A 12,915-nucleotide genomic window follows, 5' to 3' on the forward strand; every position below is an offset into this window, starting at 1 on the left:
AATTATCGACGGAAAGGATTGTCATGACCACCCCACAACCCACCCCTAAGGCCGAGCGCCGCGAAATTAATGCGGCAGCCGGTCTTGCCCTCCTCACCATCATCATCCTCGGACCCACCTACCTGCGCGACCTTGCCACCGGCCGCTTTTCCACCGCACTGAGCGCGGCCATCCCAGAAGGCCTAGGCAAACACAACCTCGACGGCGGGCCATTCTGGATGCTCGCCGCAGCGCTCGCCGTCAAGATTGCGGCCATCTTAATTATCGCGTTCTTTGCCTATCGCCTAGTTAAGCCGATGCTTCGCGGGCAGGTTTTTAATACGAAAAATATCCGCCTCCTGAACGGAATGACCGCCGGCATCCTCGTCTGGTTTATCGGACGATTCGTACTCGAAGGCCTGGGCAATAACTGGGCCTCCTCACAGCTTGGAATCGACTGGTGGGCCAGCCAGGACGGAACGTCCCTTGGCGAGCTCGCCCTGCCCTACCTCTTTGTCTGCACCTTGCAGCTCTTCTCGGCCGCCATCAAGCGCGGATGCACGCTGGAAGAGGAGGTCGAAGGCCTTGTCTGAGATACATGAACCCCAAGTAGTCTGCCACCTCGACCGGATTATGCAAGAGCGCGACATTACCGGCGCGGCGCTCGCTAGAGAAGTAGGAATCACCCCAGTTAACCTCTCCGTCCTGAAGAATAATCGCGCCAAAGCCGTACGCTTTAGCACCCTGGCAGCACTGTGCGCGGCACTGGACTGCCAGCCGGGAGATATCTTCGGCGTCGAGTAACAACCCTTGCCAGCGTGTTGGGTTTATGCAATACTTTGATTTATGTCCCCAAAGAAGAAGCCCTCCGCACCCATTTATAACCGGGTTCGTGTGCTGCGCGCCGAGCGGGACATGTCGCGCGCGCAGTTGGCTGAGGCCATCGATGTCAACCCCCAGACCGTCGGTGCACTTGAGCGCGGCGACCACTCCCCCAGCCTGGACTTAGCCTTCCGCGTCTGCGAGGTCTTTGACCTCCCCGTGGAGGCCATCTTTTCCCGCCAGGAATTTTCCCCCATGTCCACTGAAATCTACAGGAAGAATTCCTAATGGCTAACCCGATTCCCGCCTCCGTTTCTCGCCGCAAGCGCCTTGTCCTGGCCGGCGATATTTTTCTCGGCCTGGCCATCATGGCGGCGGCCCTGCACTTCTTCGCGCTTGGCTTGTCTAATCTGCTGTGGCCGATAGCTGGCATTGCGGCGACTACTTGTACCGCATGGCTGCGCCAGTCCATTCGGCACCTCGACGTTCCCACCACGGAGATGGACGAGTACGAACTGCGCCTGCATACCGACGCCCGCGACCAAGGCCTTAAAACTGCCTTGGCCACGGCCATAGTGCTCTTCCTCGTCGCCGGCGCCACCGCATTTGGGCTGCGCTTCTTAGGCGGGGAGCAGGTTGCGGTGGAGCAGGCAACCTCCGGGGCTAATATTGCCATCTTCTTTGCCAAGCTCATCTACATCCAGCTGCTGTGGATCCCATTTGCGGTAGCCAAGGAATTGGCCAATAAACTTAACGCGGACGAGCTGCGCAGCGGCGGCAACTAGCGGAAGTCGCGGGAGCCGCGGGAGAGGAATTCCCCAAAGTCCAGCGGCTCTAGTTTGTCCGCGACCACGCTCACCGCACCAGTGGCATTTTGCACGATGCCGCGGATGATCATCGCACGGGCGGTGCGGGCCAGAACTTTATGCCGCGACCACAATCCGGGTGAAACCATCACATTCATCAGGCCGGTTTCATCCTCCACACCCAAAAAGGTCAGGCCAGACGCTGTACGCGGGCGCTGGCGGTGCGTGATAATGCCGGCGATGCGCACGCGGGTGCCATCGGGGATATGGGGGAGCTGGGAGGCAGGGAGGACGTCGGCAAGCGAGGCACGCACCAGCTCCATCGGCTGCTGGTTATGGGTCACGCCGGTGGCGGCGACGTCGGTAGCCATAAGCTCAAAAGCAGACATGCCGGGCAGGTGCGGCGAGGCCAGGGCGGAGGTGCCGGGCAGCATGCCCTCGCGCTCGGTGGCGGCAACGCCGGCCTGCCACAACGCTTGGCGACGGTCCAGCCCAAGGCACTCCAACGCCCCGGCCGTGGCCAGCGCCTCCACCTGCTCCACACTGAGGTCCGCCCGGCGCGAAAGATCGGACACGCTAGCAAAAGGCGCGGCCGCCTCCACACGCTCGGCGGCGGACTCCCCCAGCCCTTTGATGAGGTTAAGGCCCAAGCGAATCTCGGCAGGTCCCGTCGCGCGGGCCTGGGCGCCGGAGTCATTAATACTTACCGGCAGCACCCGCACGCCGTGGCGCCGGGCATCCTGGATGAGTGACTGCGGGGAATAGAAACCCATCGGCTGTGCGCGCAGCAGGCCCACACAAAATTCCGCCGGGTAGTGATATTTAAACCACGCGGAAAAATACACCAGCGAGGCAAAGGACTGCGAGTGCGACTCCGGGAAGCCATAGGCAGCAAAGGCCACAATCTTGGTCCAGAGCTTATCGGCCACCTCGCCCTCGATGCCATTGGTTTCGCGCAGACCGGCATAGAAACGACTGCGCAGCGCGGCCATCTTTTCCGGAGAGCGCTTCGAGCCCATGGCGCGGCGCAGATCATCAGCCTCAGCACCGGAGAACCCGGCGGCGTCGACCGCGATCTGCATCAACTGCTCCTGGAAGAGCGGGATGCCCAGAGTCTTACCCAGAGACTTTTCCAGCACGGGATGGTCATAGGTGACCTCCTCTAGGCCATCGCGACGACGCAGGTAAGGGTGCACGGACCCGCCTTGGATGGGACCGGGACGAATGAGCGCGACTTCGACCACCAGGTCAAAGAAACGGCGCGGCTTCAAGCGCGGCAACGTGGCTAGCTGCGCGCGGGATTCCACCTGGAAGACGCCCACCGCATCGGCGCGGCAGAGCATGTCATAGACTTCCGGTTCGGCGAGGTCGAGCTCCCACAGGTGCACCTCGCGGCTGGTGGTGGCGCGCACAGCGTCGATCATGTGATGTAGCGCCTCCAGCATGCCCAGGCCCAAAAGGTCGAATTTCACCAGGCCGGCGGCCGCGCAATCGTCCTTATCCCATTGCAGCACGGAGCGATTGTCCATACGCGCCCATTCCATCGGAACGACGTCCGCAATAGGCCGATCGCACAGCACCATGCCGCCGGAGTGGATTCCTAGGTGGCGGGGCTGACCGAGGAATTGCTCGGCCAATAAGGAGACATCGGCAGGCGGCTCGGAGGTACCTTTCGACCACGCATCGGCCGAGCCCTGCGGGTAGCCCAACGCGCGGGCGGCATCTCGGGTGGCTCCCTTGCGGCGATAGGTAATGACATTGGCTACCTGTGCGGCGCGATCACGGCCGTGGGTGCGGTAGACATACTGGATGACTTCCTCGCGGCGGCCGGACTCGATGTCGATATCAATATCGGGCGGACCATCGCGGTCCGGGGAGAGAAAGCGCTCGAAAAGCAGCTGCGCGGAGATGGGCTCGGCGTTGGTAATACCCAGCGCAAAGCACACCGCGGAGTTGGCGGCCGAGCCACGGCCTTGGCACAGAATATTCTCGCGGCGGCAAAAATCCACTAGGTCGCACACAATCAGGAAGTAGCCGGGAAAGCCCAGCTGCTTGATGACGCCCAGTTCATGCCGAATCTGTTTCCTTGCTGCCTGCCGGATCTCGGCCGGGCGCGAAGCATAGCGGCCCTTGGCGCGGCGCCAGACCTCGTGCTCCAGCCAGCTCATTTCGGTATGCCCCTCCGGCACCGGAAAATGCGGCAGGTTGGGTGCGAGGGCATCCCAGGTAAAGGAGCACTCGCGGGCGAGCGCCACAGTTTCGGCGATGAGCTCCGGCCGATCCGGCAAGAGTTGCGCCATCTGCTCGCCGGATCGCAGCCAGCCAGCACCCATGGGGTGGGCGTGCGGCGCGGCGGCCGCGAGGGATTCGCGCCGGGCTAGGGCACGCTTGGCTGCGGCGAGCCGTGCTTGGTCACGGGTCGCGGCCGCCGGCCGTGCGGTTGCGATGGCCCGCAGGTTATTGTATTTATCCAGGAAACGGTGCTGATCCGCATCCTCGGGGGACATGCTGCACGAATATTCGAGAACTATGCTGTCTATTTTTATTCTTTCGAGCAAGTTATCGATTTCTGCTAGCGCCTCCGGCCCCACCAGAAAGAAGCACTCCCCTTCCAGTTCGCGTGCCACCTCATCTAACGGTGGATAGACCACCCTATCTTTCTCGCCAGCTTCCATCCGAGCACGCGCGATGAGGCGCGACAGGCGGCGATAGCCCTCCGGGGTGCGTGCCAGCACGGTCACCGGGGCCTCCGTGAGCGATAACTCCGCACCATATACGGCGGGAAGTCCTGCTTTAGCTGCGGCTTCGGCAAATTTCATCAGGCCATAAAAGCCATCGCGGTCCACGATGGCCAACCCCTCAAGGCCCAGCTCTACAGCTCGGGCCACCAGCTCCTCCGGCTCGGCGGCGCCGTCGAGAAAGCTATAAGAACTTACCGCGTGCAGCTCCGCAAAGGAGACGGCGGAGTGACCGCACCGAGCAGAATCCGCTGGCCCATGAAGGTGATTAACCGACACGGGCGCAGCAGATTCGCGACCAGAGAGAATACGCTCTACCCGCGACCAGGACAGTGCCTTTCCGCCATTAAATTCCACTCCAGACAGCGTAATATCGAATCATTGTTCTAGACAAGTTGGTGGGACGTGATGCCCGCAATAGACAAAGCGGTTCGCTGATTGCTAAGTTGCTAAACAGACAAATTATTTCAACTCCTACAAGAAGGGGATTCCCCATGCAGATCCGTCGCGTAGTGGCTGCTACCGCCGCCGTAACCATCGCTGCCACCAGCCTGGTGGCATGCTCTTCCGACTCCGATGACTCCAAGACCATCACAGTCGGCACCACCGATGACGCCAAGAAGGCGTGGGTAGCGTTCGAGCAGGAAGCAAAGAACGCAGGCTATGACATCGATATCCAGCCTTTCGCGGATTACAACACCCCAAACCAGGCTCTGGACCAAGGCGAGCTGGATACCAATAACTTCCAGCACCTGAAGTTCTTGGCGGAGTATAACCACGGCAACGGCACCAACCTGGTGCCTATCGTGGCTACCGAGATCGTGCCGCTGGCACTGTTCTGGAAGGACCACGACTCCCTCGACGGCATCGAGGGCGAAGAGGTCGCCATTCCGAATGACTCCACCAACCAAGCACGCGCCATCAACGTGCTGGTTCAGGCCGGCCTTCTCACTCTGAAGGACAAGGAGAACCTGGAGCCCACCCCGCTGGATATTGACGAGGCGAAGTCCAAGGTCAAGGTCACCCCGGTAGATGCGGCACAGACCACGTCCGCACACGGGGAGGGCACCCCGGCGATTATCAATAACTCCTTCTTGGAGCGCGCCGGCATCGACCCAGCCACTGCCATCTTCCAGGACGACCCGAACTCTGAAGAGGCAGAGCCGTACATCAATGTCTTCGCCGTCCGCGAGGAAGACGCCGATAACGAGGACATCAAGAAGCTCGCCGAGCTATGGCACAGCGACGCCGTCCAGGAGGGCGTCGACGAAGACTCCGCCGGTACCTCCGTCGAGGTGGAGCGCAGCCAGGAGGATCTGCAGAAGATCCTGGATAAGCTCGAAGCAGATCTGGACTAATCACCCTTGCTTTTACCCCGCCGGAGCCCCCGGCGGGGTTTGGCACTTTCCTAGCTAAGGACGCAAACACGTGGCAGATTCCACTCAACGCGGCACCCGCATCGAGTTCCGCGAGATCACCAAGGTCTTTAAACAGAAAAAGGCACGAGTCAAAGCCCTCGACAATGTCTCCATGACCATCGAGCCCGGCGAAATCGTCGGCATCATTGGCTATTCCGGCGCCGGCAAGTCCACCCTCGTGCGCATGATCAACGGTTTGGACACCCCGTCTGCGGGCGAGCTACTGCTTGATGACACCAATATCGTCGGCATGTCCGAGAAAAAGCTGCGCGGCATTCGCCGCAATATCGGCATGATTTTCCAGCAGTTCAACCTGATGAACTCGCGCACCGCAGCCGGCAATATTGAATACCCGCTGCAGCTGCAGGGCGTCGGCAAGCAGGAGCGCGCCAAGCGCGTGCAAGAGCTGCTGGACTTCGTCGGCCTGGGAGACAAAGGCAAGAGCTACCCAGAGCAGCTCTCCGGCGGCCAGAAGCAGCGCGTCGGCATTGCCCGTGCGCTGGCCACCAACCCTTCGCTACTGCTTGCCGACGAAGCCACTTCCGCCCTCGACCCCACCACCACGCAGGAAGTCCTCGACCTACTGCGGCGGGTGAACAAGGAATTCGGCATCACCATCGTGGTCATTACCCACGAGATGGAAGTCGTACGCTCCATCGCCGATAAGGTCGCCGTGATGGAAAGCGGCCGCGTAGTGGAACAAGGCAGCGTCTACGAGGTCTTCTCCAACCCGCAGACCTCCGTGGCCGCCAAGTTCGTGGCCACCTCGCTGCGCAACGAACCCGACGTTGTCGAAACCGACGACCTGCTTGCGCACGAAGGCCGCCTGTTTACCATCAACCTCACCGAGGAATCCGGCTTTTTCACCGCCGCCGCCCGCCTCAAGGAAGCCGGCGTGTCTATCGCCGTTGTCCACGGCGGTATCACCACGCTGCAGCAGCATTCCTTTGGCAAGCTGACTGTGCGGCTTAGCGGCGATAATAACGCCATCGAAGAGTTCTACCGCACGCTTTCTACCACCACCCAGATTGAGGAGATTGCACGATGACCGTCACCACCCTCGCCCAAGCCAACTGGGACCGCCTCGGCCCTTCACTAGCCGAGGCCATCGTCGATACCCTCATCATGGTCTCGACCACCCTCATCATCTCCGGCATCCTCGGCCTTGGCCTGGGCATGCTGCTCTATACCACCCGCACGGGCGGCATCCTGCAAAACCGGTTTGTCTATTTCATAGTCAACCTGCTGGTGAACTTCGTCCGCCCCATCCCGTTCATCATCTTGCTGGCTTTTGCTCAGCCACTGACCGTCATGGTGATGGGCGGTTCCATCGGCCGCGGACCGGCCACCTTCGTCATGGTCATCGCCGCGACCTTCTCCGTAGCCCGCGTGGTGGAACAAAACCTCGTATCCATCGACCCCGGTGTTATCGAGGCCGCCCGCTCCATGGGTGCCTCGCCGTGGAAAATCATTACCTCCGTCATCGTTCCGGAGGCCCTCGGCCCGCTGATCCTGGGCTACACCTTCCTATTTATCGCCATCGTGGATATGTCCGCCATGGCCGGCTACGTCGGCGGCGGCGGCTTGGGTGACTTTGCCATCGTCTACGGCTACCGCGCCTTCGAGTGGGAAGTCACCGTCGTGGCCACGCTCATCATCATCGTGCTGGTGCAGGCCGCGCAGTTCTTCGGCAACTGGCTCTCCTCCAAAGTCATGCGCCGCTAGCCCCCGCTTGCCGACGCCGCCTTCGCGCAGCCTACCCCGCGACCGGCTCCACGCCGGTCGCTACGATGGCCTGGCCTTTCTTCGGCGCATCGCCGCACGAGGAGACCACACCTTCTACCTCGCGCTCCTCGAGCGCCACGCGCCAGCGCCGGCCGTCAGCGTGGCTGACCTCGCCGCTGTCGGTGGCGGTGAGCTGGCCATAGGAGAGGTCCTCGCCGGCGTTGATAAGCGAGCGGGCCACCGCTAACTCCGCCACCTGGCCGCGCGGGCCGAAAATACCGCGCCCGCGATTTACCGGGTAGAAATACTTCCCCTTCGCCGCCGCCGCAATCATCTGCGCGGCGGCTTCTTTATTCATGCGGCCAAAGGAATAGGCCCATGGCATGAGCATGACCGACGGCGCGAACCGGTGCCCCTTCGTGTGCGAGGTCTCCCACACCATATCTGGGTAATCCGCCACCAGCTCCGCGGCCAGCGGCCGGCCCTTGACCGCACAGCACGTATCGCGCTTCGCATGCGTACACACCAGCACCAGCGGCGTGTCCAAAGCGCCGCCCCCATTGCGGCCAGGCCCGGTCAGGTCCAGATCGAGGATCTTCTCCGGGCCCGTCAGCAGCACGAGTTCCATCACGCCCTGCTCGGCCCACACCAGGTAGCAGCGGTGCATCTTGCCTACCTGGCGGCCGTCGCGGCCCGGCCGGCGGATAAGCTGCAGCCCCGCCACGCCCTTCAGCTTGGTCTTGAGCTGCGCCGTGAGCTCCGGCCCAAAGGTATCGCCGTCGAGCACGTCTCGCGACCATCCGCCCGGCCACTCGAAAAGCACATAGACGGATTCCTTCTTCGCCGTGCCTGGCAGCGGCTCTACCTGGATATCTGAACAGAACTCGGTCATATACCTAAGCCTAACCTTTCTGCTTTTCAGCTCACACCCTTGGCAACAATTCGGCCACGAAGTACCCCCTCAGCTATACAGTTCACGACCGAAAATATAACCTAGGGGACATGTTGAAAGTCCGTCTCGCCGCAACGCTTCTCGTCGCTGCTTCTCTCAGCGGCTGCGCCGCCCACGAGACGGACCGCACCACCATGGCCGCGTCCGCGGATAACTCCCAGCTCAATCCGCTGGGCCAGGCCAATATGGAGATGAAAACCCTCCGGCCGCAGGCGCCCTCCGAGCTCACGGTGACCGACGTGCGCATCGGCCGACACGAGGGCTTTGAGCGCGTCGTCTTCGAACTCGACGGCGGCGGCGCTCCCGGCTGGTTCGTGGACTACGCCGACACGCCCACACAGCAGGGCTCCGGCAAGACCATTGATTACTCCGGCGAGACCGCACTCAATGTCAATATCGACGGCGTGGTCTACCCCTTCGAGGCCGGCAAGGAGGACCCCCGCATCGGCGTGGTGGATGCCCCCACGGAGGGAGTTGTCACCCAAGTGGTCAACGGCGGCACCTACGAGGGCCGCTGCCAATTTGTCATCGGCATGACCTCTCGCAAGCCTTATTCCGTGCAGGTGCTCAATAACCCCACCCGCCTCGTGGTCGATATTCGCAATTAGTAAGTCGCCTCAACCCGCCAGCGGCCACCGGACCATACCAACAGCCACGCCCGCTGATGCTCTTCGTGGTCGGCTTGGCCCACCACCTGCAGGCGCGCTACGTGCTGTGGAGTATCGGTCCACCACTGCGTATCCACCGGCCAGGGGCCGGCCCAGCCCAGCACGCGGAAACGACGCGCACCCCAGCTCAAGGCCACCGGCACCCCGGACAGAAGTGCCTCAGCGGTGACGAAGACGGGGTGCTCGGCGGCGTCGACAAGCCGAATGCGCGCGGCCGGGTGGTTCGGCCCACCACCCAACCGCGCGGGCAGGGGCGCGGGAATGCGGCCGGGCCACTCGCCGTCCGGCGGGGCGTCGCGCTGCTCACCATAGGGCACATACTCGATGCGCTCGGCCACCCCGCGGCCGCCCACCGCCCGCGGCTGCAGCACACGATCCACCCCCAGCTGTGATTGCACGCGGGCGATCACGCGCTTGACCTGCTCCTGCGAACCTTCCCCACCCCACAGGCCGGTGGCGGACGGGGCGGCAACCTCCACCGGCTCCAACGCTAGGCGGCGAATGGCCGCACCCTCACCAGTAGCGCGCGTGAGCCAACCATCGAGCTGCCAGCGCACGCGGTCCGCGGTGGCCTGCTCCGTCAGCGCTTCCTGTGTGCGCCATACCCGCGCCAGCTCCTCACCGGTGCCAAACTCCGCCACCACGCGCAGCCGCAGGCATACCTTGCCGGCCTCCTCCAAGCGGGCATGCAGCCGGGCCGCGAGTTGGCGGGCCGCGAAGGCCGCCGCGTCCACGCGCTCGATGCGCTCTTCCATTTCTACGGCCAGGTCTGGGCGCGCCAGCTCTGGTGCCACGCGCCTATCCGCACGGGCCTGGGCCAGCTCGTGCGCGCGCCGGCCCGGCTCGCCAAACCGGGTGGCTACCTGCTTAAACGGCAGCGCAGCCAAGTCACCCAGGCGCCGCACACCCAGCTTATCCAGTTGTGCGATAAACCCAGCCTCAAAGCCCAAGGCCTCATCGGCCGCCAGTACCTCTATGGGCTGGGTGGCCAAAAACTCCCGCGAGCCGCCCTCTGGCACCACCGCGCCCACACCACGATGCCGGGCCGCGATGACGGCCGTGGCAATCTCGTCGGCGACGCCGAGGGTGGAGTCGAAGCCGGCGTACGAAGAGGCGTCGACAAGCATCTCTAGTGCTTTCTCCCCGTGGTAGCGCAGCGCCGCGCCCGCATCCACAATCGCCAGGCCCGGGCGCAGCACCTCCACCGAGGACGCCACCGCGTCCAAACCAGCCGCAACCTCTGCAAACGCCGCGCCATCCCGGTCCGGATTGGCCTCCACCACTGCCGCCTCGGGGCACAGCGCTTGGGCCTGGCGCAGGCGCATCCCGCGCCGCACCCCCGCCCGGCGCGCCTCTCTATCGCACACCGCCACCGCGTGGTTGCGCGCAATAACCATAGGGCCCTGCCCGCCGGCGGCCTGGATGGGCCAATCCGGAAACCACACGGCCGCTACCCTCATACGGCCTCCAACCGGCGGCGCTCACCCACCGTAAGCACCCCACGCGAGACCCCCTGCTTCGAGGTCACCTCCACGTCCATGTCCACACCGCGAATGCGCCCACTGCCCTTGCCGACGCCCCGGTAAGCACTCACCCGCGCCCCTATCCCCACCGCCGTACCCGGCAGCCGGGTTCCTACCGTGAGTACCGCCGCACGCCCGCCGCGCACCTTCGCCAGCACCGGCCGAGCCTTGGTGGGGCTCACCTCGCCGGGCGGCCCACGGTGGATGACAAGGTCCAATCCTTCCGCCAATACTCCCGTCACCATCCAAGATTCCAGGCCCGGATCCGGCACGGTTACCACGCGTTCGATATCACCCTTATCGGCCACTTGTGCGAGGAGGAGATCTGGCCACCCCACCACTCCCACATACCCACCACGGGCGGTGAGGTGACAGATAAGCTCCACAATAAGCGCTGGACAGTTCGCACAGTGCACCACCTGCCGGCGCGCCAGCCCACCTGCAGGAAGCAAGCGTGCCAGGCTAGGGAGCGTATCTACCAGCTCTTCTTCCAAGCCACGCTCCATAGCGCGCATGCGGGTACGCAGCATCGCCACACGGTCTGACCTGCTTAGCCCGGTCACCGCTTTTTCTAGGCGAACGCTCGTTTGACTCACCCAAATAGTATGAACTCTCACCCGGACACATGCAAGTGTATGTTCGAATGGTAGCCTTAACGGCATGAACTTCAACGCTGCCTACAGCGCCATGCGCGAGCACACCACCCCCATCCCCACTCCGCCATGGGTGCGCTTGGGCTCGTCCATCCTCATCGGTGCGGCCGTGGCACTCTTGGCTAGCCGCGCGCATATCTTTGCCGCACTAGTTGGGGCACTCGTATGCCTTGTGGCGGCCTTCGTTCTCGTCTTTGCCCACCCCTACCGCCGCGCGATGCGCGCTTATGCCGACAAGCGCAATGTCGCTCTGGTTCCCACCGTCGCACAGCTCGTGCCACTGATGATCCTGTGGCTTATGGTGATGCTCGCACCCATCGTGGCCCTGCCCGCCTGGGGCGCCGGTCTGGTGTGGCTAGTGGTCTTTGGGCTGAGCTTTTTCGTCTTCCCCCACGTGGATGGCACGCGCCGGCTCGCGTTTGCCTAATCTATACGACACTTTTCGGGGTTATCCACAGCTTTTCCGGCCCTAGTGCCGGGGGTGGGGCGGGTTATCCACAGAATTCGCTGTAGCGGTTGCGCCGGCCGTGCACCGGTGAAGGTGCGCGCCGTAGCGTTGCAGGCATGAACGCACTCGAGACCTACCTCACCGCCTTGGGCCCCGGCATGGACATCATTGCCGGGTGCCAAGGCATGTCTGGGTCCGAGCTTATGGACCGCGGCGCGCCCGATGCCATCGCCGCCGATCTGCTTCTTTTGTGCGAAAGCTACTTCGGCCGCACCAAATTTACGCGCCTGCAGCGCCGCGCTATTGCCGACGCCCGCCGCAACACCCATTCCATTGCCACGCTTACCGCCCTAGAGCGCATTGTTAACCGCGCGCCCAGCAAGAAGCAGGCCTGGCAACTTCGCGCGGAATGTTGCGCGATGACCGGCTCGATGAGCCATATCCTTAAACACGCCCGACGGCGCCTGCGCGAGATGAAAGACAACACCGTAACCCCAGGCGTGCGCACTTACCGACGCCCCAATGACTACTGGACGCTGGCCATCACCGGAACCTCTAGTTTCATCGCAGATCTCAACGCCGCGCTGGCTGCGACCGGAAAGCAATCGCTCGAGGCGGTGGAAAAGATATTCTTTGACCAAGCTGCAGCCGCGCGGGCAAAAGTGGTCACTAATGCCATCGTGCCCTTGGACAAATTCATCCGCATCCGCAATGGCCGCGGCGATGATATCGAGCTCGATCTGACCAACGGCGCCACCATCACCGGCACAGAATATTTGCGGCGTGTGCTCAACGACGTCGGCTTTTCTGGCGATAAAGAAACCGGCTACGTCACGCTCGTGCACCCCGAAGAAGGCCCAGTCAACTTGTACCGGACTGCACGTGTGGCCAATGACAAGCAACGCATTATGGCCGCTGCAGAAAATCCACGCTGTGCCTGGCCGGGCTGCAACCAACCGGCCGACCTCTCCCAAGTCCACCACCTCAAAGCCTGGAGAAACGGTGGAGAGACGAATATGAAAAACCTGGTCATGTGCTGCGCCTACCATAATGGCGTCAACGACGATGACCCCAACGCCCCACCTCGGCGCGGCCGCCTCGAGCGGGTGGGCGGGCGCATTGTGTGGCGCCCACCGTTTACCGCGCGCGAGTAAGTACCACCACTAAAACGAGCGAGAAGGCG

14 protein-coding genes are annotated in these 12,915 nt (G+C 63.0%); 10 read left to right on the forward strand and 4 right to left on the reverse strand.

What is annotated here, in order from left to right; genetic code table 11:
* Positions 1–23: 23 nt before the first annotated feature.
* The 4 genes from QP934_RS00690 to QP934_RS00705 are packed head-to-tail and all read left to right on the forward strand — an operon-like array spanning position 24 to position 1,586.
* Entirely contained in the window at positions 24–572 is a 549-nt protein-coding gene (locus QP934_RS00690; RefSeq protein WP_337888041.1) for a hypothetical protein, read from the forward strand.
* 1 nt (position 573) lies between these two features.
* On the forward strand, positions 574–783 hold the full coding sequence (locus QP934_RS00695) for a helix-turn-helix domain-containing protein (protein ID WP_419126568.1): 210 nt from the start codon (positions 574–576) through the stop codon (positions 781–783).
* Between the two features lie 42 nt (positions 784–825).
* Positions 826–1,089, forward strand: coding sequence for a helix-turn-helix transcriptional regulator (locus tag QP934_RS00700; protein WP_023020645.1), 264 nt, complete (start codon positions 826–828; stop codon positions 1,087–1,089).
* Positions 1,089–1,586, forward strand: a complete 498-nt coding sequence (locus QP934_RS00705) for a hypothetical protein (RefSeq protein WP_337888043.1) — start codon at positions 1,089–1,091, stop codon at positions 1,584–1,586. Before QP934_RS00700 ends, QP934_RS00705 begins: the two co-directional genes overlap by 1 nt.
* Here the strand turns inward: QP934_RS00705 and QP934_RS00710 are convergent.
* A complete protein-coding gene (locus QP934_RS00710; protein WP_419126524.1) occupies positions 1,583–4,702 on the reverse strand; it encodes an error-prone DNA polymerase in 3,120 nt (1,039 codons plus the stop codon). The two genes, QP934_RS00705 and QP934_RS00710, sit on opposite strands and share 4 nt — an antisense overlap.
* A gap of 137 nt (positions 4,703–4,839) precedes the next feature.
* Here QP934_RS00710 and QP934_RS00715 point away from each other — a divergent pair, with 137 nt between their 5' ends.
* From QP934_RS00715 to QP934_RS00725, 3 genes are all read left to right on the forward strand, one after another.
* Complete coding sequence (locus QP934_RS00715; RefSeq protein ID WP_419126525.1) at positions 4,840–5,703, forward strand: MetQ/NlpA family ABC transporter substrate-binding protein; 864 nt, start codon at positions 4,840–4,842, stop codon at positions 5,701–5,703.
* Positions 5,704–5,773: 70 nt separating this feature from the next.
* A complete protein-coding gene (locus tag QP934_RS00720; RefSeq protein ID WP_049378925.1) occupies positions 5,774–6,811 on the forward strand; it encodes a methionine ABC transporter ATP-binding protein in 1,038 nt (345 codons plus the stop codon).
* Positions 6,808–7,488, forward strand: coding sequence for a methionine ABC transporter permease (locus QP934_RS00725; RefSeq protein ID WP_049378924.1), 681 nt, complete (start codon positions 6,808–6,810; stop codon positions 7,486–7,488). Before QP934_RS00720 ends, QP934_RS00725 begins: the two co-directional genes overlap by 4 nt.
* Before the next feature lie 31 nt (positions 7,489–7,519).
* Here QP934_RS00725 and QP934_RS00730 read toward each other — a convergent pair whose 3' ends face one another.
* The gene (locus QP934_RS00730; protein WP_419126527.1) at positions 7,520–8,380 is read right to left on the reverse strand and encodes a sucrase ferredoxin; all 861 of its coding nucleotides are present in this window, start codon (positions 8,378–8,380) and stop codon (positions 7,520–7,522) included.
* Positions 8,381–8,490: 110 nt separating this feature from the next.
* Between QP934_RS00730 and QP934_RS00735 the strand changes: the two genes are divergently transcribed.
* Entirely contained in the window at positions 8,491–9,048 is a 558-nt protein-coding gene (locus QP934_RS00735; protein ID WP_419126528.1) for a hypothetical protein, read from the forward strand.
* On the opposite strand, the gene QP934_RS00740 is transcribed toward QP934_RS00735, so the two are convergent.
* Both QP934_RS00740 and QP934_RS00745 read right to left on the reverse strand, forming a co-directional pair.
* The gene (locus QP934_RS00740; protein ID WP_337888049.1) at positions 9,045–10,568 is read right to left on the reverse strand and encodes a DNA polymerase Y family protein; all 1,524 of its coding nucleotides are present in this window, start codon (positions 10,566–10,568) and stop codon (positions 9,045–9,047) included. The genes QP934_RS00735 and QP934_RS00740 overlap by 4 nt on opposite strands.
* Positions 10,565–11,161: a hypothetical protein gene (locus tag QP934_RS00745; protein ID WP_419126569.1), complete on the reverse strand. Its 597-nt coding sequence runs from the start codon at positions 11,159–11,161 to the stop codon at positions 10,565–10,567. The genes QP934_RS00740 and QP934_RS00745 overlap by 4 nt, the downstream gene beginning before the upstream one ends.
* Positions 11,162–11,291: 130 nt before the next feature.
* On the opposite strand from QP934_RS00745, the gene QP934_RS00750 reads away from it, so the two are divergent.
* Both QP934_RS00750 and QP934_RS00755 read left to right on the forward strand, forming a co-directional pair.
* Positions 11,292–11,711 (forward strand): hypothetical protein, encoded by a 420-nt coding sequence (locus QP934_RS00750; protein WP_198492556.1) that lies wholly within the window; start codon positions 11,292–11,294, stop codon positions 11,709–11,711.
* 137 nt (positions 11,712–11,848) lie between these two features.
* Entirely contained in the window at positions 11,849–12,886 is a 1,038-nt protein-coding gene (locus QP934_RS00755) for an HNH endonuclease signature motif containing protein (RefSeq protein WP_337888050.1), read from the forward strand.
* Positions 12,887–12,915 lie beyond the last annotated feature (29 nt).

This window comes from Corynebacterium sp. MSK122 (assembly GCF_030229435.2).
Lineage (GTDB): Bacteria > Actinomycetota > Actinomycetes > Mycobacteriales > Mycobacteriaceae > Corynebacterium > Corynebacterium marquesiae.